At 36.8% G+C, this 26,243-nt stretch carries 25 protein-coding genes and 1 pseudogene; 7 read left to right on the plus strand and 19 right to left on the minus strand.

The features are described from left to right. Positions 1 to 74: 74 nt before the first annotated feature. The 16 genes from rpoD to glyA all read right to left on the minus strand — a co-directional run bounded on the left by rpoD (position 75) and on the right by glyA (position 18,588). The gene (rpoD, locus tag QKW49_RS02065) at positions 75 to 1,151 is read right to left on the minus strand and encodes an RNA polymerase sigma factor RpoD (protein WP_282868039.1); all 1,077 of its coding nucleotides are present in this window, start codon (positions 1,149 to 1,151) and stop codon (positions 75 to 77) included. A 24-nt stretch (positions 1,152 to 1,175) separates the two neighbouring features. Beyond that, complete coding sequence (gene dnaG, locus QKW49_RS02070; RefSeq protein ID WP_282865933.1) at positions 1,176 to 2,954, minus strand: DNA primase; 1,779 nt, start codon at positions 2,952 to 2,954, stop codon at positions 1,176 to 1,178. 169 nt (positions 2,955 to 3,123) lie between these two features. After that, complete coding sequence (locus QKW49_RS02075; protein WP_282865934.1) at positions 3,124 to 4,125, minus strand: deoxyguanosinetriphosphate triphosphohydrolase; 1,002 nt, start codon at positions 4,123 to 4,125, stop codon at positions 3,124 to 3,126. A 160-nt stretch (positions 4,126 to 4,285) separates the two neighbouring features. Continuing rightward, positions 4,286 to 6,937, minus strand: coding sequence for a pyruvate, phosphate dikinase (gene ppdK, locus QKW49_RS02080; RefSeq protein WP_282865935.1), 2,652 nt, complete (start codon positions 6,935 to 6,937; stop codon positions 4,286 to 4,288). A gap of 166 nt (positions 6,938 to 7,103) precedes the next feature. Continuing rightward, entirely contained in the window at positions 7,104 to 7,877 is a 774-nt protein-coding gene (gene recO, locus QKW49_RS02085) for a DNA repair protein RecO (protein WP_282865936.1), read from the minus strand. 200 nt (positions 7,878 to 8,077) lie between these two features. Beyond that, the gene (locus QKW49_RS02090; RefSeq protein WP_282865937.1) at positions 8,078 to 8,233 is read right to left on the minus strand and encodes a YqzL family protein; all 156 of its coding nucleotides are present in this window, start codon (positions 8,231 to 8,233) and stop codon (positions 8,078 to 8,080) included. Between the two features lie 126 nt (positions 8,234 to 8,359). Then, positions 8,360 to 9,253, minus strand: coding sequence for a GTPase Era (gene era / locus QKW49_RS02095; protein WP_282865938.1), 894 nt, complete (start codon positions 9,251 to 9,253; stop codon positions 8,360 to 8,362). A 122-nt stretch (positions 9,254 to 9,375) separates the two neighbouring features. Further along, a complete protein-coding gene (cdd, locus tag QKW49_RS02100) occupies positions 9,376 to 9,777 on the minus strand; it encodes a cytidine deaminase (protein WP_282865939.1) in 402 nt (133 codons plus the stop codon). A 199-nt stretch (positions 9,778 to 9,976) separates the two neighbouring features. Beyond that, positions 9,977 to 10,684: a diacylglycerol kinase gene (locus tag QKW49_RS02105; RefSeq protein WP_282865940.1), complete on the minus strand. Its 708-nt coding sequence runs from the start codon at positions 10,682 to 10,684 to the stop codon at positions 9,977 to 9,979. Positions 10,685 to 10,702: 18 nt separating this feature from the next. Next, positions 10,703 to 11,206: an rRNA maturation RNase YbeY gene (gene ybeY / locus QKW49_RS02110; protein ID WP_282865941.1), complete on the minus strand. Its 504-nt coding sequence runs from the start codon at positions 11,204 to 11,206 to the stop codon at positions 10,703 to 10,705. Next, entirely contained in the window at positions 11,181 to 13,319 is a 2,139-nt protein-coding gene (locus tag QKW49_RS02115) for an HDIG domain-containing metalloprotein (protein ID WP_282865942.1), read from the minus strand. Before QKW49_RS02115 ends, ybeY begins: the two co-directional genes overlap by 26 nt. Positions 13,320 to 13,342: 23 nt before the next feature. Beyond that, the gene (locus QKW49_RS02120; RefSeq protein ID WP_282865943.1) at positions 13,343 to 14,320 is read right to left on the minus strand and encodes a PhoH family protein; all 978 of its coding nucleotides are present in this window, start codon (positions 14,318 to 14,320) and stop codon (positions 13,343 to 13,345) included. 11 nt (positions 14,321 to 14,331) lie between these two features. Then, positions 14,332 to 15,567 (minus strand): sporulation protein YqfD, encoded by a 1,236-nt coding sequence (gene yqfD / locus QKW49_RS02125; protein WP_282865944.1) that lies wholly within the window; start codon positions 15,565 to 15,567, stop codon positions 14,332 to 14,334. An 11-nt stretch (positions 15,568 to 15,578) separates the two neighbouring features. Continuing rightward, complete coding sequence (gene yqfC / locus QKW49_RS02130; RefSeq protein ID WP_282865945.1) at positions 15,579 to 15,890, minus strand: sporulation protein YqfC; 312 nt, start codon at positions 15,888 to 15,890, stop codon at positions 15,579 to 15,581. Positions 15,891 to 15,974: 84 nt separating this feature from the next. Further along, positions 15,975 to 17,246 carry a replication-associated recombination protein A gene (locus tag QKW49_RS02135; RefSeq protein WP_282865946.1) on the minus strand — a complete coding sequence of 424 codons (1,272 nt, stop codon included), beginning with the start codon at positions 17,244 to 17,246 and terminating at the stop codon, positions 15,975 to 15,977. 106 nt (positions 17,247 to 17,352) lie between these two features. Next, entirely contained in the window at positions 17,353 to 18,588 is a 1,236-nt protein-coding gene (glyA, locus tag QKW49_RS02140; protein WP_282865947.1) for a serine hydroxymethyltransferase, read from the minus strand. 209 nt (positions 18,589 to 18,797) lie between these two features. Here glyA and QKW49_RS02145 point away from each other — a divergent pair, with 209 nt between their 5' ends. From QKW49_RS02145 to QKW49_RS02160, 4 genes are all read left to right on the plus strand, one after another. Further along, on the plus strand, positions 18,798 to 19,583 hold the full coding sequence (locus tag QKW49_RS02145; protein WP_282865948.1) for a threonine/serine exporter family protein: 786 nt from the start codon (positions 18,798 to 18,800) through the stop codon (positions 19,581 to 19,583). After that, positions 19,580 to 19,996 (plus strand): threonine/serine exporter family protein, encoded by a 417-nt coding sequence (locus QKW49_RS02150; protein WP_282865949.1) that lies wholly within the window; start codon positions 19,580 to 19,582, stop codon positions 19,994 to 19,996. Before QKW49_RS02145 ends, QKW49_RS02150 begins: the two co-directional genes overlap by 4 nt. A 390-nt stretch (positions 19,997 to 20,386) precedes the next feature. Then, positions 20,387 to 20,758, plus strand: a complete 372-nt coding sequence (locus QKW49_RS02155; protein ID WP_282865950.1) for a L,D-transpeptidase — start codon at positions 20,387 to 20,389, stop codon at positions 20,756 to 20,758. Between the two features lie 113 nt (positions 20,759 to 20,871). Further along, the gene (locus tag QKW49_RS02160) at positions 20,872 to 21,060 is read left to right on the plus strand and encodes a transcriptional regulator (protein WP_282865951.1); all 189 of its coding nucleotides are present in this window, start codon (positions 20,872 to 20,874) and stop codon (positions 21,058 to 21,060) included. Between the two features lie 75 nt (positions 21,061 to 21,135). On the opposite strand, the gene QKW49_RS02165 is transcribed toward QKW49_RS02160, so the two are convergent. Then, positions 21,136 to 21,291 (minus strand): hypothetical protein, encoded by a 156-nt coding sequence (locus QKW49_RS02165; protein WP_282865952.1) that lies wholly within the window; start codon positions 21,289 to 21,291, stop codon positions 21,136 to 21,138. A 164-nt stretch (positions 21,292 to 21,455) separates the two neighbouring features. Between QKW49_RS02165 and QKW49_RS02170 the strand changes: the two genes are divergently transcribed. The 3 genes and pseudogenes from QKW49_RS02170 (at position 21,456) to QKW49_RS02180 (ending at position 23,841) form a co-directional block, all read left to right on the plus strand. Further along, entirely contained in the window at positions 21,456 to 22,901 is a 1,446-nt protein-coding gene (locus tag QKW49_RS02170) for a recombinase family protein (protein WP_282865953.1), read from the plus strand. A 2-nt stretch (positions 22,902 to 22,903) separates the two neighbouring features. Next, positions 22,904 to 23,434: pseudogene (locus tag QKW49_RS02175) on the plus strand (manganese catalase family protein); the annotation flags it as partial. A 206-nt stretch (positions 23,435 to 23,640) separates the two neighbouring features. Beyond that, a complete protein-coding gene (locus tag QKW49_RS02180; RefSeq protein WP_282865954.1) occupies positions 23,641 to 23,841 on the plus strand; it encodes an alpha/beta-type small acid-soluble spore protein in 201 nt (66 codons plus the stop codon). A 148-nt stretch (positions 23,842 to 23,989) separates the two neighbouring features. On the opposite strand, the gene nth is transcribed toward QKW49_RS02180, so the two are convergent. Together nth and glgA are read right to left on the minus strand one after the other, a co-directional pair. Next, the gene (nth, locus tag QKW49_RS02185) at positions 23,990 to 24,637 is read right to left on the minus strand and encodes an endonuclease III (RefSeq protein ID WP_282865955.1); all 648 of its coding nucleotides are present in this window, start codon (positions 24,635 to 24,637) and stop codon (positions 23,990 to 23,992) included. A 41-nt stretch (positions 24,638 to 24,678) separates the two neighbouring features. Continuing rightward, entirely contained in the window at positions 24,679 to 26,145 is a 1,467-nt protein-coding gene (gene glgA, locus QKW49_RS02190) for a glycogen synthase GlgA (protein WP_282865956.1), read from the minus strand. Between the last annotated feature and the right edge of the window lie 98 nt (positions 26,146 to 26,243).

Here is a 26,243-nt window from a genome sequence, read left to right on the forward strand (position 1 = left end):
TGAAATAATCATACATTTCAAAAAAGTGCAATTAAAGACGAAAAGTTCGATTGACAAATGGTCAATCGAACTTCTTAATCAAGATAATCTTTTAATTTTTTACTTCTACTTGGATGTCTTAATTTTCTTAAAGCCTTAGCCTCTATCTGACGAATTCTTTCTCTAGTAACGTTAAACTCTTTTCCCACTTCCTCAAGCGTTCTTGCTCTGCCATCATCCAGACCAAACCTTAACCTCAAAACTTTTTCTTCACGGGGGGTCAAGGTATCCAACACATCAATCAGCTGTTCCTTTAGCAATGTAAAGGAGGCCGCCTCTGCCGGTGCGGGCGCATCATCATCAGGGATAAAGTCACCCAGATGACTGTCTTCTTCTTCACCAATGGGAGTTTCCAACGATACAGGCTCCTGAGCTATTTTCATAATCTCTCTTACCTTTTCTATAGACATTCCCATCTCTTTAGCGATTTCTTCAGGCTGAGGCTCTCTGCCAAGTTCTTGAAGCAGCTGCCTTGAAACACGTATCAATTTATTAATGGTTTCAACCATATGAACAGGTATTCTAATTGTTCTGGCCTGGTCAGCAATCGCTCTGGTAATCGCTTGTCTTATCCACCATGTAGCATACGTACTGAATTTATAACCTTTTTTATAGTCAAACTTTTCTACCGCTTTTATTAATCCTAGGTTTCCCTCTTGGATAAGATCCAGAAATAACATCCCGCGCCCTACATACCTTTTAGCGATACTAACAACAAGTCTTAAATTAGCTTCAGCCAAACGTCTTTTTGCCTCTTGATCGCCCTGCTCCATCCTTTGTGCAAGGTCAATCTCTTCTTCCGGTGTTAACAGAGGGACTTTACCAATTTCTTTGAGATACATTCTAACAGGATCATCGATGCTAATACCTTCAGGAATACTTATATCCAGATCTTCTTCTGTTAATTGTATTTCTTCAAGTTCCTGTTCTATATCGCCTATAATTTCAACGCCCATATGTTCTATGGTCTCATATACTTTCTCAATCTGATCGGGATCGAGCTCAATTTCTTCAAGTGTATCCATTATTTCTTTATAGGTTAGCATTCCTTTGGTCTTCCCTCTATCCAAGAGCTCTTTCACAATCGCTTTCTTACTCTCATTTGTTTTCATCAACGGATGTCCCTCCTTTCCTGATTACAGTATATTTTTTTTGTATTCCTCCAGTAATGTATGTAATTTTTCAACATTCCCTTCTTGTAAACTTGATTTGATCTGCTGCTTATTCTTTTCCTTGTTAATACTATTTACAAGTTCGATTGCCGCTTGATAATTATCCTCAAAGTTCGTTTCCATATGAAGGATCGATGCAACGATCTGCATTTCCTCTCCTTCAAATCCGGTAACGATTTGCGTCGGATCTATCTCATCATGATTGTTCCTAGCACTATATATCATCGCCCCGACCTTTTGATGCAATTCATCAGTAAAATGAGTCGGACTTATTATTTCTCTTATTCTATTAAATGTATTTTTATCATAACATAGAACATTTAAAAGCATTTTCTCAGCATTTACCAGTTTAGAATTTTTTATACTTTTTTTTACTGCAGTTGTTTTGGTATTCTTATATGTCTCATCACGGACTTTCATTAAATTCGTTCGCTCGATGTAAGCTTTTCTTCCCGCTATTTTTTGAATCTCGGCAAAAATAGCCTGACTGGCAATACCTGTTTCTTGCGCGATCTTTTGAACATAAGCATCCCTTTCAATTGCATTTTGAATGCCTACAAAGATCTTTGCCATTTCATTTACAAATTTAATTTTTTGTTCAATATCATCAATATCATATTCATTTTTCAGCAAATCAATTTTGTATTCAACAAGGCTTTTAGACTCCTGAATACTCTTTTTAAATCTCTCCACACCCTTTAGTTTAATATATTCATCGGGATCTTTGCCCTCTTTTATTGTAAGAACTTTAACTCTGCACTGAGTATCAGCTAAAATATCAAGTCCTCTCAAAGTTGCGGTCTGTCCCGCCGCATCTGAGTCATAGGCAATAATCACTTCCTGACAAAACTTCTTGATCAATCTTGCTTGATCATGCGTAAGTGCTGTACCTAATGACGCTATGCTATTTATTATTCCATTTTGATGGAGAGATATAACATCCATATATCCTTCAACAATAATTAATTCTTTTTTTCCGGAATTTTTGGCATAATTCAAACCGTAAAGATTCCGACTTTTATTGAACACTATTGTTTCAGGGGAGTTTAGGTATTTCGGCAGCGAATGATCCAGCACTCTCCCGCCAAATCCTATGACATTTCCTCTTAAATCAATAATAGGAAATATTATTCTATTCCTGAATCTATCATAATATGTTTTTTTATCTTTATTCTCGATGATTAATCCTGCTTGCAGCAGATCGTTAATGCTGTAGCCTTTTGTTGTTAAGTAGTTTATGAGTGCGTCCCAGGATTTAAGTGCATATCCCAAACCAAAGCTCTTAACAGTATCTTTATTTATCATTCTGTTTTTAAGATATATTCTGGCTTCTTGCCCTTCAGGAGAATTTAAGCATTTAAAAAAGTATCTTGCAGCTTCTTTATTAATTTCTAGAATCAACTGTTTCTGCTCTATCTTTTTCGCTTGTTCTCCATCCATATTTCCTTCGGGTAAAACAATCCTCGCTCTGTCTGCCAACAATTTTAATCCTTCAATAAAATCCAAATGCTCAACTTCCATAATAAAATGGATCACTGTCCCGGCAGCTCCACATCCAAAACAGTTGTATAATTGCTTGTCCGGCGATACAGAGAATGAAGGTGTCTTTTCCTTATGGAAAGGACACAATCCCATAAACCGATTACCAACTCTTTTCAATTGAACATATTCAGATACAATATCTACTATATCATTATTAGCTCTTACTTCCTGTATCACTTCATCAGGATAAAATTGAGCCATCTTAAAACTCCCTTAGAATATAATATTCATCAATGCTTTAAAATCATACGACTTAATTTATTCGACAAAAGCATTGAAATTCCTTCTTTTTTTATTAAATATATTTTATAAAACTTAATTTTTATTAATCATTAAATAGTTATAGCCATAATTTACAATTTTATGCATTCTATACTTTTCGCCATGATGCGGGTATAAATATCTCATAGAATTTTTGAATCGCATATCTATCGGTCATGCCGGCAATATAATCACATACTATTCTATGCTTATCTTCCTTATCAAATAAAATTCCCATCTCTTGCGGCAGTTTCTCCGGATATTTTATAAAATAATCATATAATTCAATAACAATATTTTGTGCTTTTTGTTCCTCTTTCTTTGCGGTTGAGCCCACATAAACGGTATCAAACATAAATTTTCTGAGATCCATGGTTGCCTGATAAACCTCTTTACTCATATTCACACAGTTTTTGTTTTGACTTTGATAAATAATATCAGTGATCATCGTATTAATACGTCGTCCATGACTCTCACCAAGTATTTCGGTGCAATGCTTGGGCATATTGTCCATATTTAATATACCACCTCGAATTGCATCATCAATATCATGATTGATATAGGCAATGCGGTCCGCATATTTTATAATTTGCCCTTCCAGCGTAGACGCCATATGATCTCCGGTATGATTCACGATGCCATCTCTTACCTCATAGGTTAAGTTCATCCCTTTTCCATTTTCCAGAATATCTACTACACGTAAACTCTGCTCGTAATGCTTAAAGCCATGTGGACAAATCTTATTTAAAACGTATTCTCCTGCGTGTCCAAAAGGAGTATGTCCAAGATCATGCCCTAATGCAATCGCTTCAGTCAAATCTTCATTTAATCGTAGTCCACGGGCAATCGTTCTTGCAATTTGTGCCACTTCTAAAGTATGTGTTAATCTCGTTCTATAATGATCACCCTCCGGGGTAATAAAAACCTGAGTCTTATGTTTCAGCCTTCTAAATGATTTTGAGTGAATAATTCTATCTCTATCCCTTTGGTAATCGGTTCGTATCTCGCATTTTTTCTCTTCACGGGATCTCCCCCTGCTTTTTGAGCATAATTGAGCAAATGAAGACAATACCTCTTGTTCCAATCGTTCAGTTTGTTCTCTAATATTCATCACGCATCACCTTTTGTTTGACTCAAGCTAATAAAAAAGTCTTATAATATATATACTACAAATATGCAATATTTCCTTCTTTTTATAACACTTTTTTAAAATTATCTTTTTCATAGAAAAAAGACCTGACATCACGTCAAGTCTTTTTTGCTTTTATTGATTATTTTTGTCCTAAATCTTTAGTACCTTTTAATTCATTTACTCTTGCCTGTGCAGCAGCCAATCTTGCGATCGGTACTCTGAATGGTGAACAGGATACATAGTTTAATCCTGCATGGTGGCAAAACTCAACGGAAGATGGGTCTCCGCCGTGCTCACCGCAGATTCCTAACTTGATGTCAGGTCTTGTCTGCTTACCAAGCTTAACTGCCATTTCTACCAACTTGCCAACACCTGTTTGGTCAAGTCTTGCAAATGGATCAGATTCGAAAATCTTCTTGTCATAGTAATCGTTTAAGAATTTACCGGCATCATCTCTGGAGAATCCAAATGTCATTTGAGTCAAGTCATTTGTTCCGAAGGAGAAGAATTCAGCTTCTTTGGCAATTTCATCAGCTGTTACAGCGGCTCTAGGTACTTCAATCATTGTACCAACCATATACTTAAGATCTACGCCTGCTTCTTTGATGATCGCATCAGCAGTCTTAACAACAACATCTTTAACATATTTTAATTCTTTTATTTCTCCTACAAGAGGAATCATAATTTCCGGAATAACACTCATGCCATCTTTATTAACATTGATAGCTGCTTCAATGATTGCTCTAGCCTGCATTTCAGCAATTTCAGGATAAGTCACTGCAAGACGGCAGCCTCTGTGTCCTAACATCGGGTTGAATTCCTGCAAGCTGTCAACAGTTTCTTTGAGTTCTTCGAAAGAAAGTCCCATTTCTTTTGCCAGTGAAGCAATATCTTCATCAGCATGAGGTAAGAATTCATGCAGTGGAGGATCCAATAGTCTGATGGTTACCGGATGTCCTTTCATTGCCTTGAATATTCCTTCAAAGTCTCCTCTTTGCATCGGAAGAAGCTTAGTAAGTGCTTTTCTTCTTTGTTCTTCTGTTTTTGCAACAATCATTTCACGTACAGCCGGGATTCTATCTTCTTCAAAGAACATATGCTCTGTACGGCAAAGACCGATCCCTTCAGCACCAAAGCTCATAGCTTGTTCCGCATCTCTTGGTGTATCCGCATTTGTTCTAACTTTTAATGTTCTGATTTCATCAGCCCAAATCATGAAAGTATTGAAGTCGTCTGTCAGTTGTGCTTCTTGAGTAGTTACAGCTTCACCGTAAACATTACCGGTACTTCCGTCAAGAGAGATATAGTCTCCTTCATTGAATCTTGTACCGTCTTTCGTAACAAAGAATTTTTCTTCTTCGTTGATTTTCATCTCTCCGCATCCGGCTACACAGCAAGTCCCCATACCTCTTGCAACAACCGCAGCATGTGATGTCATACCGCCTCTGGCAGTCAGGATACCTTGAGCTACTGCCATACCTTCGATATCTTCAGGTGATGTTTCCATTCTAACAAGAATTACATTATTTCCAGCTTTACCGGCAGCAACCGAATCTTCTGCAGTAAAATATACTTTACCGGCAGCAGCCCCAGGAGAAGCAGGAAGACCTTTTGCGATTACCTTAGCAGCTTTCAAAGCTTTTGGTTCAAAGGTTGGGTGTAATAATGCATCCAACTGCTTTGGATCAACCTTTAGTACAGCTTCTTCTTTTGTAATCATACCTTCACTTACAAGGTCAACTGCAATTTTCAATGCAGCAGCAGCAGTTCTCTTACCGTTTCTGGTCTGAAGCATATATAGTTTACCTTTTTCAATAGTAAACTCCATATCCTGCATATCTCTATAGTGGTTTTCAAGATTTTCAGCAATTTCAACAAATTGATTATAAACTTCAGGCATAATATCTTCCAACTGAGAAATTGACTGAGGAGTTCTGATACCTGCAACAACGTCTTCACCTTGTGCATTCATTAAGAATTCACCGTACAGTTTCTTTTCACCGGTAGATGGATTTCTTGTAAACGCAACACCGGTACCGGAATCGTTACCCATGTTACCAAATACCATTGCCTGTACATTAACGGCTGTACCCCAATCGCTTGGAATATCATTCATTCTTCTATATACGATCGCTCTGGGATTATCCCATGAACGGAAAACTGCTTTGATTGATTCGATCATCTGCTGTTTAGGCTCCTGTGGGAAGTCAAAGCCTTTTTCATCTTTAAACAGCTTCTTATATCTTACAACCAATTCTTTTAAATCGTTGGCATCCAGTTCAGTGTCCAACTGAACACCTTTTTCTTCTTTCATAGCGTCGATTAATTTTTCGAATTTTGGTTTTGAAACTTCCATTACAACGTCAGAGAACATCTGAATGAATCTTCTGTAGCTGTCATATGCAAATCTTTCATTGTCGGTAAGTTTCGCAAGACCTTCTACCACTTCATCATTCAAACCAAGATTAAGGATTGTATCCATCATACCAGGCATGGAAGCTCTAGCACCGGATCTGACAGATACCAAAAATGGATTATTTACATCACCGAATTTCTTTCCAACGATTTTTTCAGTTTCAGCTAATTTTTCTTCAATTTGTGAAAGAATGTCATCAGCAATTACTTTTCCATCTTCGTAATATCTTGTACAAGCTTCAGTACTAACGGTGAAGCCCTGTGGTACCGGGAATCCAAGCTTAGTCATTTCTGCAAGGTTGGCACCTTTACCACCTAATAAATTTTTCATGCTTGCGTCACCTTCGCTAAAAAGGTAAACATACTTTTGACTCATGAATTCTACCTCCTATGTGCTATATATATATATTGTATGTAAGTTGTTAAAACAACCTATTACCACATTGCGGCTATTATTATATCACAAAATATATCTTTTTCATCATATTTTTTACTATTTTATTAAAAAATTTTCCCATATGTCCGGTTATTTAAACATACTATCATATAAATGGATACAATTCACCTGCATTAGCCATATTTTTAAGGAATTTTAACGAGCGAAACTCTTTTCCAATATGCGTCAATATAAAATCTTGCGTAATCGCATCAAGTTCCTCTTGGACTTTTTCAGACACTTCAAAAGAAAAGATTTTGTTCATCTCACTGTAAAGAATAAAGCGCATAGCATATAGAGCGCCTTCGCTGATGGTAAAGTTATTTCTGCTTTTCATACCAGCCATACATTTGAGACAAATCAATCCACCCACTGTACTGTTAAAATACATTTTTGATTCAGGTGAACCACAATTTGTACAGGCGACCAGATTAGGTGCGTACCCTATGATACTCATTAATCTCAGTTCAAAAATAATCTTTAATAATTTTGGCTTTTTATCGGATACAGAAAGCATATGCAAGGTATTTAGCAATAGTTTTAATAACTGGCTTCCTCCATAGTTTTCTTCTATCACTTCAGAAGTAAGCTCAACAAAATAAGTCGCATAACTTAGCTTTTCTATGCTATTTCTAATATTATAAAAGCTTTCAACCACTTCTGCTTGACTGACCCTATAAATCTCTTTACCTTTATACAAGACAAAATCACCATAGCATAAAAACTGACAGGCCGCAATCAGCCTGCTTTTAGGTCTTCTGGCACCTTGCGCGGATGCTTGGATTTTTCCGTTTTTCGGCGTAAATAATGTTATAATTTTATCAGCCTCGCCAACTCCTATTTCCTTTATTACTAACGCTTGTGTTTTTATTAAAGCCATTCCTATCCGTCCTCACTGGTATATATCATAACTCGGAACGGCACAGGGGCCGTTCCCTACATAAAATATCAAAGTCCATTCATATATGATTTACAATTCGTAGGGAACGCCCCCCGTGGCGTTCCGTTGACTTGCAATATCCAATTATTTAATTTAACTTATTATAGATAAAAAAACAGGACATAAAACGTCCTGATTCTTTATATACTTCTCATAACATCATCACCATTAGATTCTTCCATAGGGTTGATATTTATTCCTTCTCTTGCACCTAATTTCTCAATTTCCTTATAAGAAAGATAAGCATCGATATTACCGGTTTTTTCAAAAGTATTCCACATAAATGATTGTAACATTTTCTCTAAGTCCCCCTCATATCGTGAAATTATGTAATATTAGGGTATCCTTAAAAAGATTCTAATATACAAGCAATAAATAGGATTCTTGGGTCGAGATGGCGCTTCAGTATAAATATAGTTTTTTTATTGATATCCGAAATTTTTAATGAAAAAGTCTTTATTTCTCCAATCTTTCTTTACCTTCACCCATACTTCCAAAAATACCTTCGAACCGAGGAATTTCTCAATATCGGCTCTAGCCAAACTTCCGATTCTTTTTAACGTAACACCTTTATTCCCTATTATTATACCTTTATGTGAATCTTTTTCGCAATATATATTCGCTGTGATCTCAATAATATCCTTGTTCTGATTATCTTTCATAGAAAGAACCTCAACCGCAACACCATGAGGCACCTCTTTTTGCAGCAGCTGGAGTACTTTCTCACGTATGATTTCCGCCACTATCTGCCTTTCAGGCTGGTCGGTAATCATATCTTCAGGAAAATATTGAGGACCTTCAGGTAAAATCTTTTTTATGTCATCCAAAATCATCGTTGTTCCATCGTTATTAAGTGCGGAAATAGGAATCATGGAATGAAAATCAAATACCTTTCCATACTCCTCAATTAAGGGCAATATCATATCCTTTTTCACCAGGTCAACTTTATTGATCACTAGTATGACAGGCGTGTTGGTACCTTTCAACTCTTCTATAATTTTTAATTCTCCTTGTCCGATATTTTTATCGGCTTCTACCACAAATAAGATCGTATCTACTTCATTCAATGTATCTCTGGCGGCTTTCACCATAAACTCACCAAGCTTATTCTTCGGTTTATGAATCCCGGGCGTATCCATAAATACAATTTGGTATTCTTCAGTAGATAAAATCGCAAGGACTTTATTCCTTGTTGTCTGTGGTTTATTAGACATAATGGCTATTTTCTCACCTATCATATTATTTAATAAGGTGGACTTCCCCACATTAGGTCTTCCGATAATCGAAACAAATCCCGATTTAAATTCTTTTGTCATTCGTCATAAGCTCCTTTAATCATTCAATGTTCACTTTTAATTATATACTATTCTTTTCATTGTCCATTGTACACTGTACATTGTCCATTATTAATTATTCACTATTCACTATTCATTATTAATTATTCACTGACATTCAGGTTTTCTTTATAAAACGCGTGCGGCAGCAATTCACTTAATGAAAATTTCTTAACATTCCCCTTATGGTCTCCTAAAACCACTTGAATATCCGGTGCGAATTCAGAAATAACTTGTCTGCAAATGCCGCAGGGAAAAGTAAGTCCCTCATTGTCTCCCTGAACCGCAATCGCATCAAACTCCTTTTCACCCTCTGAGATTGCTTTATATATAGCTGTTCTTTCTGCACAGCATGTGGCCCCATATGTTGCATTTTCAATATTGCATCCGGTAAATATCTTACCGCTTTTAGTGAGCAAGGCTGCACCCACTCTGAATTTTGAATAAGGAGAATATGAGTTTTGTCTTGCTTCGGAAGCTAATTCCAATAATTTTTTTTCGTCCATTAACGATATCACTCCTTTGATTATACAAACGTCATTTTTATATATAAATAACCAAGTTACATATTTTTAATTCTTAATTTAGTTATTATGTTGTAGGGGCAGGCCTCGTGTCTGCCCTCCAAAACACACAATATCTCTATCAAAGGCGGACACAAGGCCTGCCCCTATCTTATTCTCATTAACAGTACCAAAATCGACATTACATATTTGCCAAGCTAAATAGCAACAATGTAGTGGCCATGCCTAGCAATGCACCAAGTGTAACCTGCAGCACACTATGAATTCTTCCCTCAACCCTGCTTTGTGCAACCATAAAACTCAACAGCAGCGACATCGTAATAATGACCGGGCTTTTGGTAATAAAACTTATCGCAGTGGTAATAGAAAAAGCAATTGCCGCATGGCCGCTGACGACCCCTCCATGTAATGGCAACCCTTTGCCATAAAGCGCTTTTACTAAAAAAATCAATATGAGTACAATGATTAATGAAATAAACGCAATATGCACAGGCGTTTCTCTTACTCTTTCGAACAGATTCATTAAAGTGTGAATAACCCGAGGTTTACTGAAAAACAATATATACGCTACTACCAGTGCATTCACAGAAGCAATTAAAACCGCACCGGCGGCTACGTCTTTAGCTATTTTTGCCAAAGGGTGGTAAGTGTCTACAATCATGTCCACAACCTTTTCTATGGCCGTATTGATCAGTTCGGCGATAAATACAACAACGATGGTAAAAACCAGGATCAATAATTCTAATCTCGTAAAGTCATAAAAAAGACTGAGGAGTAACGCACCTAAAGCTGCTGCGCAGTGGATTTTCAAATTCCTCTGCGTTTTGATACCATATATTATTCCGCTAATTGCATAATTAAAGCTGTTAAATATATTTCTGCCGCCCATTTCATGCCCCCGCAACCATTATCTCATCAACCCCAAGTCATTTAGTACCTGCTCTTCCTTGGTGCGCATAACCTGTGCTTCGTTCTCTTCTTCATGGTCGTATCCAAGCAAATGAAACATGGAGTGCACCGTTAAAAAGCCCACTTCACGGGCAAAAGAATGTCCGTATTCTTCGGCCTGTGCCACAGCCGTTTCAAGTGATATAACGATGTCTCCCAACAGCAGCAGCTCATCATCATGATTATAATCACCGATATTATATTCAGCGATTACATTGTGATTTTCGTCAAAATTCAACATCGGAAACGAAAGTACATCTGTCACCGTATCTTTTTGTCTGAATTCTTTATTGATTTCTTTGATCTGTTCATTATCTACAAGTGTTACACTAACTTCTACGTCCTTATCAAAAACTTCAAATTTAAGAACAGCCTTTACAGCCCCACAAATTAATGCTTCCAGCTCGCTGTCCAACTCAATATTTTGCTGATTATTTTCAATGATTATCTCTGCTTTGCTCAAAGTTTACCAACTCCTGAGAAGTATTTTCCGACTCTACGATGACCATCTTATCATTCTTTACTTTTGCTTCGGGATATTCGATCCTTTCATGGAAGAAACCGCTTAATACCCTTAAGAAAGCTTTTGCGATCGTATCAAGATCTTTTAAAGTTAGATCGCACATATCCAGTTGTCCGTCATCTAATTTGTCCTTTATTATTTTTCTAACCATTCCTTCTATCTTTCCTTCTGTCCTCTCCGACATTGACCGCACAGCAGCTTCTATGCTATCTGCAAGCATAACAACCGCCGCTTCCTTTGTTTGCGGCTTGGGCCCTTCATATCTGAAGTCTTCCGGCTTTACTGTTTGGTTGGCATCTTCTTTTTTAGCTTTATGATAGAAGTATGCTACCATTGTCGTACCATGATGCTGCTTGATGATATCTCTTATGACCAACGGGACTTTATGTTCTTTCGCCATTTCCAAGCCGTCTTTAGTATGAGAGGTAATCACCAAAGTACTTAAATTGGGTGTCATTCTATCATGGGGATTATCATTAAATTGGTTTTCCTTGAAAAAGAACGGTCTTTTCAATTTCCCAATATCATGATAATAGGCACCCACTCTCGCTAAAAGCGCGTTTCCGCCTATTGCTTCGGCAGCAGACTCGGCGAGATTTCCTACCATAAGACTGTGATGATAGGTTCCCGGTGCTTCCAGCAGCAGCTTTTTTATCAATGGCTGATTAGGGTTAGATAGTTCCAATAGCTTCAAAGGTGTAATAATATTAAAAGTAGCTTCCCAAAATGGCAAAGTACCTATTGCAATGATAATAGATAACAACCCATTTAAAACTCCGTTCAGTCCATCGGTAAGAGTGATTCTCAATTCATTTGTACCCAACAACCCAAAACTTATAATAAGCAGCGCATTTACTGCGCTTACGATGATGCCTGCTAATACAAGTTTGTTCCGCTGATAGGTTCTTGTAACGGTAAAAGCAGCACAAGTACCGGTCAGTAAAGATATATATATATAATTAGTATCACCTTTTATTAAGAGCCCTATCAGAATACTTAAAATGAAATTCACAAGTATGGCTAATTTGGTATCAAGCAATATCGCGATGAGCATTGCAGCGGCTGAAATCGGAATAAGATAGCTTGGAATTTGCTTAAAACTAAAAGGAACCACTAATATTAGAATAAATATTAATGCAAGAAGGATCAAACTGCTGCGATCATCCAGCAATTTGGGATTAAAATAATACAAATATCCTATGATTACCATAAACGAAATACTGACAATGACGACAATTCCGATGATATATTTATAGTCTATCATCTTTTTTTGATGTTTTATAAGTCCAAGTTCATCAAGCATCTCTATATGTTCAAGCTTAACCCTTTCTCCTTTTCCGACAATCTTTTCCCCTTTTTTATATTGTTTTTCCTCTACACTGTTACGTGCTATTTCTATTGCTTCATCGGTTTTATGTTTATTAATAAATTTATTAGGTTCAATAACATTTGCTATAATATTATATGACAAATCCCTAAGCTGCTGATTAACTTCCATTTTCTGCAACAGCTCTTTTGCAGAAGCAATGGCATCATTCACAGACTGCGTTGTTACTCCCTGGTCCATTACTTGACTATGAATATTTTGCAATATAATTTGCATTTGTGCAATTTCGCTGTCGCTCATTTGTATTAATGCAGAGAGATTTTCTTCACTTAGTTTAAACTCGGTTATTTCCTCTATCTTTTTTACTCTTGCATTAAAAGTGAGCCCGTCCATTCCCCTTACAAGATGTATATCCGACAAAAAATCATATATCTTTCCTTGAGAGTGCTTAGTAATGTCATCATCCAGTTCATAAAATGGTGTGATTTTACCCTCCGCTTCATCCCTTAATCGTTCAGTAGTAAGCTTGTCCACCATGTCTCTCGGTGCAAGAATATCCACCGGACTTGGTTCATCAACTTTCAAATCATATTTTTCCGGTGCTGCTCCACTGATCACAATAAATAATGTGATGCAAAAGCAAGCAAATAATATGAATATCTTGTGCAGTAGCTTTGAATCAAATATTTTAAAGTTTGTCTTTGGGTTTAGCTTCTTTAACTTCACAGCATTGACCCCCTATTCTTTTATCATTCGTGGTTTTCTGTTCCCTCATCAAATCTTTCATATGCTCTAATAATTTTCTGAACCAGCGGATGTCTTACTACATCACGGTCTGTTAAATAAGTAAAATCCAATCCTTCTATATTTTTTAACACTTTTATTGCTTCTTTCAATCCGGACTTTTTTCCTTTAGGTAGATCGACTTGCGTGATATCTCCCGTGATAATGGCCTTTGAACCAAAACCTATTCTTGTAAGAAACATTTTCATCTGTTCCGGTGTTGTATTCTGTGCTTCATCTAAAATAATGTAGGAATCATCCAGGGTACGACCTCTCATATACGCTAGTGGAGCGATTTCAATCATACCTCTTTCAAGATACTTTTGATAGGTTTCCATTCCCAGCATATCATACAATGCATCATAAAGCGGTCTAAGATACGGATCGACTTTATTCTGCAAATCACCGGGCAAGAACCCCAGTTTTTCCCCGGCTTCGACAGCTGGTCTGGTAAGGATAATTCTATTTACCTCTTTATTTCTGAAAGCGGTAACAGCCATCGCCACTGCAAGATAAGTTTTTCCTGTACCGGCAGGTCCCACACCGAAAACAACAACATTTTTCTTGATTGCATCAATATATTTTTTTTGCCCCAGTGTCTTAGATTTAATGGGTTTGCCGCGAGCCGTGAGACAAATACAATCTTCTCCAAGCGTATTGATCTTATCCTCTTGTCCTTCGTCAACCAACGAAATAATATATCTAACATTTTGTTCATTTATCACTTCTCCCCTGGCTGAAAGATTTAACAAACTGCTGAGTACTTTTTCTGCATGAACGGTCTTTTGCTCTTCACCAATAATCTTTAATTCGGTACCACGGTTTAATATTTTTACATCAAATTTATCTTCAATGATTTTTACATTTTCATCAAAGCTCCCGAATACATTAATGACTTGTTCCATTCTATCTACTTCAAGAGTTTTTTCGATTATGTTACCCAAAAATATTCCTCCTAGTTTTTTATTGATTCTTGTTCATCAGTAACTATTTCTTGATCGCTTTTTATGATTTCCTCTTGAATGGCTATCTCTTCAACGGCTTCTACGGTCAGTTTAACAACAATGTTATTTTCATCTATAAATATGTGGTCTGACTGCCGGTCTACTAACTCCGTTCCTTCATCAAGTTCATTTCTAATTTCTTCGTTCATCGAATTTACCGCTTGTGAAACAGCATCATCCAAGCTGATATTCTCCTCTTCTATAAGGACTTCTTCATAAACATTTGTCTCAAGTGTAACCGGCAGCACATATTCTTTTCCAAGAGTTAGTTCCCTGCTATAGGTCATTTTATCATAGTTTGCATAAGGAATACTACTGTTTAAATACAAATTTATTTGTTTATCCAGTATTTTCAATACGTTTTTTTCCATTTTGTTGCCTGTTTTTATTCTTTTACTCCTCTTTAAAGGAACTTCTTTAGACCTTTCGTACCATGTTCTTGCTTTTACCGAAGCTACAGAATGACTATACCTTATGCCCTGCACTTTACTGTCCATAATACCGCTAACCAGCAACTGCCCTTTTGAGACCGTATCCCCTATTTTTACCATTGGCTGTCCGCTTTTTACAATCATGCTTCTTATTACCCCATCCTTGGTTGCAATAATATTGCATGGAATATGTTTTTCAACAATTTTGGGCGGCATTCTTCTTAATTTAATATCAATAACCGCTTTGGTGCCTTTTATATCTATACCAATCCATGATAGCTGGTTTAATCTGATCATCATCTCATTCTCAATATGATCGGTATCCAATCCCATCTTTAAAGAGCCGACTTTAAGTCCGCTTTGTTCCAGCAATGTCAGAATTTCTTCTCTTTTAATATCATTATTTCCGGAAATGTCGATAATCCATATAAACGACGTCAAATACCATAGTAACGCACAAAATAATAAAACCCCTAACATAAAGGTTTTTCTTTTTCGATACCTATGCATTATAAAAGGGGTTCCTTTTTTATATAAAATTTTCACTCTGCATTTCGTTTTATGTGCAACCGGCTTAAGTGCCTTAAACCCTTTGATGCTTACTTTCATTTTCACTGCACAGCTATTGATTTTTTTAATATCCCAAAGATATATTTGTCTTCTTGTACATATATTAATAAATTTTTCAATAAAATATCCTTCAACCAAGATAGTAACATATCCTTTAAAATAGCTAAATAAATTGACCAGCAACATTTTTCCACCCCCTAAGCTATAAATTCAAAGGTCAATATATCTCCTGTAATCATCACTTCTTCAGCGGTAATGTTTTTAATTTCAAGGCTTTTGCCTGTAATTTTTAGCATATGTGCCTTGGTATTGATCCTAATCATGTTCTCACTGTATTCAATAATTCCTTTATAATTTTCAATGGTTAATGTTTTATTGCCTATAAAAACTAACTTTGGAATATCCATCATAATTTCCTGAGGAAGTTCCAATATATCACTAACTTTTTCTTTTATATTTTTCTTTTCTTTTATCTCATTTTTTGATTGATTACTTTTTTTTCTTTTCATTGAGTTGCCCCCTTTTTGGGTAATTTAATATTATATATATGATTGCGTCATATTAAATTTATGCAAAAAAAAAAGGCTTAATGCCTATTTCTTTTTAATCATATGCTGGTACTGCGATATTTGATCCTCCATCTTATTTTTACCCGGGGTATAATATACCGCATCCCGAAGATTATCCGGAAGATATTGCTGCTCAACATAGTTGTTTTTAAAGCTATGGGGATACTTATATTCCAGACCTCTACCCATCTTGACCGCACCGCTGTAATGCGCATCTTTTAAATGAAGCGGAATATCTCCGATGTCTCTGTTGTTAATATCACTGATTGCTAAATCGATAGCGACAATGGCAGCATTGGACTTTGGAGCGGTTGCCAATAATATCACTGCTTGAGCAAGCGGGATCCTTGCCTCGGGAAACCCTAACTGCATGGCTGCATCTACACAACTTTTGACAATGGTAATGGCATTAGGGTAAGCAAGCCCTATATCTTCCGATGCAATCACCAGCAGCCTCCTGCAAATAGAGATTAAATCTCCTGATTGAACCAGCCTTGCCAGGTAATGAAGTGAAGCATCCGGATCACTTCCTCGGATGGACTTTTGAAAAGCACTTAAAATATCATAATGACTGTCTCCATCTTTATCATAATTGATGATCTTTTTTTGAGAACATTCTTTTACCGTCTCCAAACTGATATGGACATTCCCCTGTGCATCCACATCACCGGAATAAATAGCAAGCTCGATGGTATTAATCGCTTTCCTCAAATCTCCGCCGCTCGTCTCAGCAATATAGTTAATGACACCTTGGCCGCAAACAATATGTTGATGGTTCAAGTCTTGTTCAGCAATTTGTATTGCCCTTTCTAAAGCAGCCATAATGTTTTCTTTTGTAAGCAGTTTAAATTCGAACACAGTCGCACGGCTTAATATAGCATTGTAGATATAAAAGTAAGGGTTTTCAGTCGTACTTGCAATTAGCGTAATCTTCCCATTCTCCATAAATTCCAATAAAGATTGCTGCTGTTTTTTATTAAAATTCTGAATCTCATCCAAGTAAAGCAGTACACCATTGGAGCCCATGAATGTATCCAACTCACTTATTATTTCTTTGATATCCTTTACTGAAGCATTGGTAGCATTGAGTTTATGCAGCGTCCGATTGGTAATGCTAGCGATGATATTGGCAACCGTTGTTTTACCTGTTCCTGGAGGCCCGTAAAATATCATGTTTGTAATATGTCCTGAAGATAATACTCTGTTAAGAATTTTACCCTTCCCCAACAAATGCTGTTGACCAACCACATCTTCTATTTTGTTTGGTCTGATTCTATCTGCCAATGGCTGAGTCATAAATATCACTATCCTTCTTGGAAAACGTCTTTAGTGAGGAGCAGGGAGTAGATAGTGAGGAGAAAAGAAAAAAACTCCTCACTCCTCACTTTCCACTCCCCACTAATTAATAAAGCGGATACTTTTCACACAAAGCTTTTACGCCGGCTTCAATTTCTTCCTTCTTTGTATCGAATTCAGAAATCGTCATCTTAATCAGCTTCGCTATTTCCGCCATATCTTCTTCCTTCATTCCTCTTGTTGTAACAGCAGGTGTACCTACTCTGATACCACTGGTAATAAACGGACTTTGAGGATCAAAAGGTATTGCATTTTTATTAACGGTAATACCTACTTCATCCAACATCTTTTCTAACACTTTACCTGTAACATCCATATTTCTTAAATCTATGAGGATCAGATGATTGTCTGTTCCACCCGAAACCAAGTTTAATCCCTCTGCCATGAGCGCTTTAGCCAAAGCAGCTGCATTTTTGACAATTTGTTTTTGATAGTCTTTAAACCCGTCGCTTAATGCTTCCTTAAAGCTTACAGCCTTTGCCGCAATGACATGCATCAGCGGGCCGCCCTGAATACCTGGGAATATCGCTTTATCGATGGCTTTCGCAAATTCTTCCTTACAAAGAATCATACCGCCTCTAGGACCTCTTAATGTCTTGTGCGTAGTAGTCGTTACAAAATCGGCGTATGGAACAGGATTCGGGTGCAGACCTGCAGCCACTAAGCCGGCAATATGCGCCATATCTACCATAAAATATGCACCCACTTCATCTGCAATTTCTTTAAAAGCTGCAAAATCAATGGTTCTCGGATATGCACTCGCACCGGCAACAATAATTTTAGGTTTATTTTCTTTGGCCAATCTTCTTACTTCATCATAGTCAATCATCTGATTATCTTCTCTAACACCGTAAGGAACGATGTTGAAATATGATCCTGAAATATTCACAGGACTTCCATGGGTTAAATGCCCCCCATGGGCGAGATTCATCCCAAGTATAGTGTCGCCGGGCTTTAATACCGCAAAATAAACTGCCGTATTCGCTTGCGCACCTGAATGTGGCTGCACATTGGCATGGTCAGCTCCAAAAATCTGCTTCGCTCTTTCTATCGCCAAATTTTCCACAATATCTACACATTCGCATCCGCCATAATATCTTCTGCCGGGATATCCTTCAGCATATTTATTTGTTAACGGAGTTCCCATTGCTTCCATCACTGCCGGACTAACAAAATTTTCGGAAGCAATCAACTCGATTTTATTTCTTTGTCTCGCAATTTCCAATTCAATGGCTTCTGCTACTTCCTGATCAATTTTTTTTACTTCTTGTGTACTAAACATTCGAACACCCTTTCATCAGTTTTTCATATTTAGTGGTTCACAGTTCATCGAAAAATGGATATAATCTAAATAATGAACTGTAAAATCAATAACAAAGTTAATTTGCGTTATTTTTTATTCATATTATACTTATAAAGTTTTTTTTTTACAATACATTTATGACAATAAAATCGAATAAAAGCATTTTTGCTAATAAATAGGTGTTAATTATGACAAAAACAATCGATAATAAAGATATTCTAAAGTTAGTCATCCTTGCCGGACAAATCATGCTTGAAAATGGTGCCGAAACATACAGAGTTGAAGATACGATGGAACGTATATGCAGGACAGCCGATATAAAAAGTGTGAATACCTTTGCGACACCCACCGGCATTTTTGTGTCCATACATGCAAAAGATGATGAACACTATACAACCATCAGAAGAGTAAAATCCAGAACCACAAACCTTTCAAGAGTATATCAGGTGAACAATATTTCACGGCAATTTGTAACAAATATGATTACTTTTGAAGAGGCACTAGATCTTTTAGAAAATGTTAAAAATGATTATACACCAAAGATGGTTTTTAATATATTGTCCGCCGGATGCTCATCGGGGTTCTTCGCCCTTTTACTGAGCGGCAGTATCTGGGACGGATTGATTGCTACTTTTTGCGGCGGCTTAATACAAGCTTTTACCATTTTTTCTCTAAAAAGAGGATTATCATATTTTATCACTAATCTTATAGCCGGCTCAATCTCCGCAATCATCGCAGTATTATTTGCAGATGTTTTTCACATCGGCAGTATAGATAAAATTATTATAGGCTCTATCATGCCTTTACTGCCGGGTCTAGCCATTACGAGCGCGATCAGGGATACGATATACGGTGATCTCGTTTCAGGCACTACACGAGGGGTAGAAGCTTTATTAATCGCTGTTTCTATCGCTTCGGGCGTAGGGATTATCTTGAAAATATGGATTGTATTCTTAGGAGGGTATTTGTTATGATGCTTGAGGCCGTATATTCCTACTTTGCGACGATTTTTTTTGCTTATATTTTTAATGCGCCTAAAAAATCGGTTTTTATCACCGGTATGAACGGTTCCATAGGATGGTTGATCTATTCATATTTAAATTATACATACCAGGCAGAAGTGCTTGGCAGTTTTACCGGTGCCCTTGTAGTGGGTATCATAAGCGAATATTTAGCGCGCCATTTTAAAATGCCGGCTACTATCTTTTTAACCTCCGGCATCATCCCTCTGGTTCCGGGAACCGGGTTGTACTACACTATGCTGTATCTTGTTCAGAAGCAGTACTCCTCCGCCATGCAGGTAGGTGTAGAGACAATCTTTATTGCAGGTTCTATCGCTGCTGCAGTAGCGATCAGTGCTTCATTGTTCAAAAAAAGAAACAAGTAAGCTGGCCTTCTTTTTGGTTATCCAATAAAACATCATCGCTGCTATGGGCGGAAAAATGGTCAAATTGAACATCATGCCATAACTGTAATGTTTTGCGATCATGCCCCATAAAATAGATCCTAATCAAATATCAAATCAAATATATATAGATAACACTATGTATATTACAGTCAGGCACAAAAGAAAGAATGTGACATGGGGACGGTTTTCATGTCACAACGATTTTGGGTGACAGGAGAACCGTCCCCGTGTCACGTTCTTGAACGAGTATGTAATGTACTTAGTGTGACATATATAGTTAACTATAGTTAAAAAATAATTATCTTAAAACGTTCCCACATGTTTATTCTCTCGAATAATATATATTATGTAAAATCAGGAGGTTATTATATGTATTATCATTCTATCGCTCCATTCGCGTATTTCATGCAAACATACAGCATCACTGTTAATACTACCGTCAGAACCCTTGTACTATATAGAAATGGGAAGGTATATAAAACCTACCCTATAGCAATTGGAAAAGCTTCAACACCAACACCTAAAGGAACATTTACAGTTATAAATAAGGCATATAATCCTGGAGGTGCTTTTGGTGTACGCTGGCTAGGATTATCCAAACGCGGTTACGGCATTCACGGGACCAACAATCCATCTTCTATCGGTAAAGCAGTATCAAATGGCTGTATAAGAATGCATAATAATAATGTGATTGAACTATATAATTTAGTTTCTATTGGAACTGTAGTGAAAATAATTTAAGCTATTTGTTAAATATCCTCTTGTCATAATACAACAACTTCATAAACTATAATTCATGTTTTATTGCTTGAATTATGACTATTCTAACCATATAATATACTAGAGGTGATCATATGTTTTTTAATTTCGGCATGAAGAATAAAACTGTAAAAGAACTTCGGAAAGACAAAATGTATACTGCTAAAGAGCTTGCTGCTAAACTCAATATAAGCACTTCTCTTATCCTCAAAGTTGATTATTTGAAATTAAAAGATGTCCCTGAACCGCTTAAATCAAGTTTAATTATGTTTTTTGAAGATTAGTACATGAACCTTAAATCCAGAGACAGCTTTAATAAGTAATTATTTCCTCTTATCTTATCCTGAGTTACATTTTTCCTAACCGACATCTTTTTCCTTTACTTTGTATCCCAATGCTTCTAATGCTTGTTTATTTAACTTGGCAGCAACTTCAGCCTTTTCCTCTGGGGTTAGGTCATCCATATTCTTTAACTCATCATTTATCCAAACTCTGGATATGACTTTGAGTGTCATTGACTACCCCTCCTTGATAAAGCATATTCGCTCCGAATTTTGTCCTATTACATATTGTAAGTTTAAATATAGCTTGCAGTTCATATCTTTGACAAATAAGAATAATATACTAATAGACTTTGAAAATAGTAAGAACTAAAAACAAGTAAAATAAAGGTGATAATATGAATACTCAACACGGAGCCGTGTATGTGAGGGTGAGTACCGATGATCAGACAGAATACTCTCCAGACGCGCAGATTAGCGCTATAAGAGAATATGCTAAAAAGAACCGCATCATCATATCCGATGAACACATTTTTGTTGACGAGGGCATTTCAGGCCGCAGAGCAGAAAAAAGACCGGCATTCCAAGAAATGATTAAACTCGCCAAAAAAAAGCCTAAGCTTTTTCATGTGATCTTAGTCCATAAATTTGACCGTTTTGCCCGTAACCGTGAGGACTCAGTTGTTTATAAATCTCTACTCCGTAAGGAATGCGGAATTAAGGTAATTTCTATCACAGAACAGCTGGAAGACGATAAATTTTCCATCATTCTTGAATCTATGCTTGAAGCTATGGCAGAGTACTACTCTCTCAACCTTGCCGATGAAGTAAAAAAAGGGATGACTGAAAAAGCCAAACGCGGCGGCTATCAAACTTCTCCCCCATTCGGTTATCGGATGAAATCCGGAAAACTAGTGGTACATCCGGAGGAATCTAAGATCGTCAAGCTCATTTTTGATAAGTTCATCTACGAGAATGAAACTTTTTTTACCATTGCAAAGTTAGTGAACGATATGGGTATAAAAACCCATAGAGGAAATAGATTTGAAAATAGAACGATAGCATATATATTGCAAAATCCTGTATATGCAGGAAAAGTACGATGGAATCCTGTTGAGAAGACTAGAACAAATTACAACCATCCTAATTTGATTGTTGCGAATAGCAGTCACCAGCCCATTGTTGACGAAGCTGCATTTGAAGCGGCCGCAAAAAAGATCATGCAGCATAAAAAACAATATAGACGCAAATCGCGTCCGGCCCAGGAATATGCCCACTGGCTTTCCGGCATGATCCGTTGCGGTACTTGCGGCGCCATACTTGTCCATTTAAACAATGGATTTCAGTGCAGAAATTATACCGGCGGCAAATGCAGCGTATCTCATTATATCAGTGTAAATAAAATCGAAAACGCTATTTTCAAAAAGATAGAACATGACATGAATAGCCCAAATCAGCTTGAATTTGATATTGTTGCCATATCAGACCATGCAAATGAAATAGAAATATTAAAGAAACAGCTAGAAAAAATATCTTCTAAACATGAGCGGGCCAAACAAGCTTTTCTTGCCGGTATTGATTCAATGGAAGAATATAAGAAAAACAAGGATATGATTCAAGATGAAGAGGTTGAACTTAGAGAGCACATCAAAGAAATAGAGTCAAAAAAATATAAGAAAGATATGAATAATATATTAAAAAATAATTTAAAGAATGCTTATAAGATACTTACATCTGAAGCTTCAAAAGACGACAAAAACAATGTTATCCGTTCCATTATCAAGCAGATCACTTTTGATAAGCCTAACGAAGTACTATTGATCGATTATTTTGTTAACAATTAGATTATATCCTATTACAATACGGCGGTCCTGATGGCGAATTAGCCGCATCACTAAGATATTTGAGCCAACGGTTTTCTATGGTTACTCCGCAGGCAAAAGCGATACTTAATGATATCGGCACTGAAGAGTTAGCTCATCTGGAAATGGTAGGCAGTATGGTTAGACAGCTTGTAAAAGGAGCGAGCATTGAAGAAATTGAAAGAGAAGGTTTGGGAGCTTACTATGCTGACCATGACAGAGCAGTTTATCCTGTGAGTGCGGCAGGGGTTCCTTTCACAGCCGCTTATATTCAATCAAAAGGAGATCCTATTACCGATCTCACAGAAGATATGGCTGCTGAGCAGAAGGCCAGATCAACTTATGAATACCTTATTAATCTTGCTGATGATCCGGATGTAATAGAGCCGTTAAAATTCTTGCGTGAAAGAGAAGTTGTACATTTCCAGAGATTTGGTGAAGCGCTCAGAATCGTACAGGATTACTTAGACAGTCCGAGATTGTTCGAAGTCAAAAAACCTCAAGGTATGCTGTAAACATAAATTAGACCTATACTTATAGTCAAAGCTGATGATATGATGCATCAGCTTTTTTTAAATGCTTAGGAACAGTGAAAAAGCCCGATTTCCGAACGATCAAGCACTTTATCACATCCTCCTATATTTTTTCTAAATAAAATACCATAAAATTCAACTAATAATACCACTTTAGTTGGTAACCATAATAACAGGAGGTGATAATCATGGCAAATACTAATAAAAAATTAGTACCAGAAGCAAGAGCAGCTCTTGATAGATTCAAAATGGAAGCTGCTAGTGAAGTTGGCGTTAACTTAAAACAAGGTTACAACGGAGATATCACTGCTAGACAAGCTGGTTCTGTTGGTGGACAGATGGTTAAAAAAATGATCCAGCAGGTTGAACAAGGCATGGCTGGTAAATAATCAGTATATCTGAATATAAAAAGGTAGGCTGTGGCCTACCTTTTATTGTTATAACAACGGAAGTAATTGCGTAAGCAATTACTTCACACCGTTTCAACGAAGCGGGAGATATGCTCATCGCCTGTTTCATTTAATGGGTACTCGTCACCTATAGAGGTGGAGGACATCTTTTCGCCTCGTTATAATAGTTGCAATGCTCTGTTAAAGGACACAGATGACATTTGGGGTTTCGCGCAGAACAAGCGCGGCGTCCGTGAAAGATCAACAAATGGTGAGCATTGGACCAGTGCTCTTTAGGGATAGTTTTCTCAAGTTCCTGTTCAGTTTTTATTACATCATCCGCACTAACCAACCCGATTCTGTTTGAAACCCTAAACACATGGGTATCAACGGCAATTGCAGACACATTAAACGCATTGCTTAACACTACATTTGCCGTTTTTCTTCCTACACCCGCAAGTTTCATTAATTCTTCACGATTATCCGGCACTTCTCCATTATATTCAAGTATTAAAGTTCTGCACATTTGCAGTATATTTTTTGCTTTGCTTCTATATAGTCCGATCTCCTTAATTTCCTGCTCCAACTGCTCTTGTGTCAGTTCAAGAAAATCCTGCGGTGTTTTATATTTTTCAAACAATTTTGGGGTTACCTGATTCACTTTTTTATCGGTAGCTTGCGCACTTAAAATGGTAGCAACAAGAAGTTGGAATGCATTATCGTGATTCAGCTCACAATGTGCATCAGGATAAGTTTTATACAGTATATTGAGAATATCATTTGTTTTTTTGTTCATAATGTTTCCTCCTTCTTGTTTATTATACCATATTTTCTTCATTACTTTTTCTTATCTACAGCCACATTAAATAAATCTACATATTTCTCAGCCTGTTTATCCCACGAATAGTCAGAAGATATTGCAGATTTAACCAAATAATCCCATGCATCTTTTTTCTGATTATATACTAACAGACACCTTTCAACTGCTTCTAAAAATTCATTGGCTGAATATTTTTGGAAAACAAATCCGTTGCCCGTTTTTGTATCAGCATCAAATTCATGTATCGTATCCGCCAGTCCTCCAACAGACCTAACGATTGGAATAGTTCCATATTTAAGACTGATTAACTGCCCTAATCCACAGGGCTCGAAACGTGACGGCATTAGAAAAATATCAGACCCGGCATAAATTTTATGGGCTAATTTTTCATTAAATTCTATACGGGTAGCCACTTGACCAGGATATTTTTCCTGCATTTTTTTAAACATTGTTTCATAGTAAGGATCTCCTAAACCTAACACAATGAATTGAAGGTCATGTTTCATTAACTTGTCGAAAACATTCTCAATTAGATCCAATCCTTTCTGGTCTACCAGCCGATGAATCAAGCCTATCACCGGAACATCCTTTATAGGAAGACCAACCTCCTGCTGAAGATTTTCTTTATTTTCTTTTTTAACCTCAATGTTCTCTAAATCATAATTCTTATAAATCAACTTATCTATTCTGGGATTAAAGTGCTCATACCCGATACCATTGACAATCCCATACAAATCATCTTCCCGAATTTCCAAAACACCCTCCAACAACTCACCGTATTCCTTTGTTTGTATCTCTTTCGCATAAGTGTCACTTACGGCATTGATTACATCTGCATATAGAATCCCTGTTTTAATAAAACTGAACTGTCCGTAAAACTCCAACTGATGCGGTGTAAAAAAGGAATCATCAATCCCAAATACTTTTAATATATCTTTGGGATAATTCCCTTGATACTGTAGGTTATGAATAGTAAAAACTGTCTTAATCCCTTTATAAAAACCATTGTCACCGTATTTGTTCTTCAATAAAAATGTGATAGGCCCCGTATGCCAATCATTGCAATGTATAATATCCGGCTGGAAATCAATTTTAGGAAGCATTTCCAGCACCGCTTTACACATAAATGCAAATCTCTCCCCATCGTCTAAATGGCAATACATTCCTTCTCTATCAAAATAATGATAGCTGTCTATAAAATACACCGGAACTGCTGCTGTATTTTTCTCACTACCTGCATTGATCTCTGCCCCTCTTACAATACAGGTTTCTTTTCTCCAATCCATCTGAACCGGAAAATCCGTAATATAATGCATTGTCTGTTCAATTTCTTTATAACGCGGCATTGCAATCCTTACATCATTTCCTTTTCTAGCCAATGCCAATGGTAAAGATCCTGCTACATCCGCAAGGCCTCCTGATTTTGCAAATGGAACAACTTCTGCGGAAACTACCAATATTTTAAGCTTTTTTTTGATATTCAATTCTTCATACCTCCATTCATCATGCTCATAATAGTTAGTGTCACAAAACTTTGATTTTTTAAACATATAAAATTGCGGTATTATATTTATATATATAC

It is taken from the genome of Petroclostridium sp. X23 (genome assembly GCF_030013905.1).
GTDB lineage: Bacteria > Bacillota > Clostridia > SK-Y3 > SK-Y3 > X23.

Excerpts from the sequence above, each read along its gene's own strand:
- yqfD (WP_282865944.1), bottom strand. The coding sequence starts at position 15,567 with ATGTTGCTGGTCAATTTATTTAGCTATTTTAAAGGATATGTTACTATC.
- ppdK (WP_282865935.1), bottom strand. The coding sequence starts at position 6,937 with ATGAGTCAAAAGTATGTTTACCTTTTTAGCGAAGGTGACGCAAGCATG.
- cdd (WP_282865939.1), bottom strand. The coding sequence starts at position 9,777 with ATGGACGAAAAAAAATTATTGGAATTAGCTTCCGAAGCAAGACAAAAC.
- era (WP_282865938.1), bottom strand. The coding sequence starts at position 9,253 with ATGACAAAAGAATTTAAATCGGGATTTGTTTCGATTATCGGAAGACCT.
- rpoD (WP_282868039.1), bottom strand. The coding sequence starts at position 1,151 with ATGAAAACAAATGAGAGTAAGAAAGCGATTGTGAAAGAGCTCTTGGAT.
- recO (WP_282865936.1), bottom strand. The coding sequence starts at position 7,877 with ATGGCTTTAATAAAAACACAAGCGTTAGTAATAAAGGAAATAGGAGTT.
- QKW49_RS02160 (WP_282865951.1), top strand. The coding sequence starts at position 20,872 with ATGTTTTTTAATTTCGGCATGAAGAATAAAACTGTAAAAGAACTTCGG.
- QKW49_RS02090 (WP_282865937.1), bottom strand. The coding sequence starts at position 8,233 with ATGTTACAATCATTTATGTGGAATACTTTTGAAAAAACCGGTAATATC.
- QKW49_RS02155 (WP_282865950.1), top strand. The coding sequence starts at position 20,387 with ATGTATTATCATTCTATCGCTCCATTCGCGTATTTCATGCAAACATAC.
- glyA (WP_282865947.1), bottom strand. The coding sequence starts at position 18,588 with ATGTTTAGTACACAAGAAGTAAAAAAAATTGATCAGGAAGTAGCAGAA.
- QKW49_RS02105 (WP_282865940.1), bottom strand. The coding sequence starts at position 10,684 with ATGGGCGGCAGAAATATATTTAACAGCTTTAATTATGCAATTAGCGGA.
- yqfC (WP_282865945.1), bottom strand. The coding sequence starts at position 15,890 with ATGAAAAGAAAAAAAAGTAATCAATCAAAAAATGAGATAAAAGAAAAG.
- QKW49_RS02075 (WP_282865934.1), bottom strand. The coding sequence starts at position 4,125 with ATGAATATTAGAGAACAAACTGAACGATTGGAACAAGAGGTATTGTCT.
- QKW49_RS02150 (WP_282865949.1), top strand. The coding sequence starts at position 19,580 with ATGATGCTTGAGGCCGTATATTCCTACTTTGCGACGATTTTTTTTGCT.
- QKW49_RS02180 (WP_282865954.1), top strand. The coding sequence starts at position 23,641 with ATGGCAAATACTAATAAAAAATTAGTACCAGAAGCAAGAGCAGCTCTT.
- nth (WP_282865955.1), bottom strand. The coding sequence starts at position 24,637 with ATGAACAAAAAAACAAATGATATTCTCAATATACTGTATAAAACTTAT.
- QKW49_RS02165 (WP_282865952.1), bottom strand. The coding sequence starts at position 21,291 with ATGACACTCAAAGTCATATCCAGAGTTTGGATAAATGATGAGTTAAAG.
- QKW49_RS02145 (WP_282865948.1), top strand. The coding sequence starts at position 18,798 with ATGACAAAAACAATCGATAATAAAGATATTCTAAAGTTAGTCATCCTT.
- QKW49_RS02170 (WP_282865953.1), top strand. The coding sequence starts at position 21,456 with ATGAATACTCAACACGGAGCCGTGTATGTGAGGGTGAGTACCGATGAT.
- QKW49_RS02135 (WP_282865946.1), bottom strand. The coding sequence starts at position 17,246 with ATGACTCAGCCATTGGCAGATAGAATCAGACCAAACAAAATAGAAGAT.
- dnaG (WP_282865933.1), bottom strand. The coding sequence starts at position 2,954 with ATGGCTCAATTTTATCCTGATGAAGTGATACAGGAAGTAAGAGCTAAT.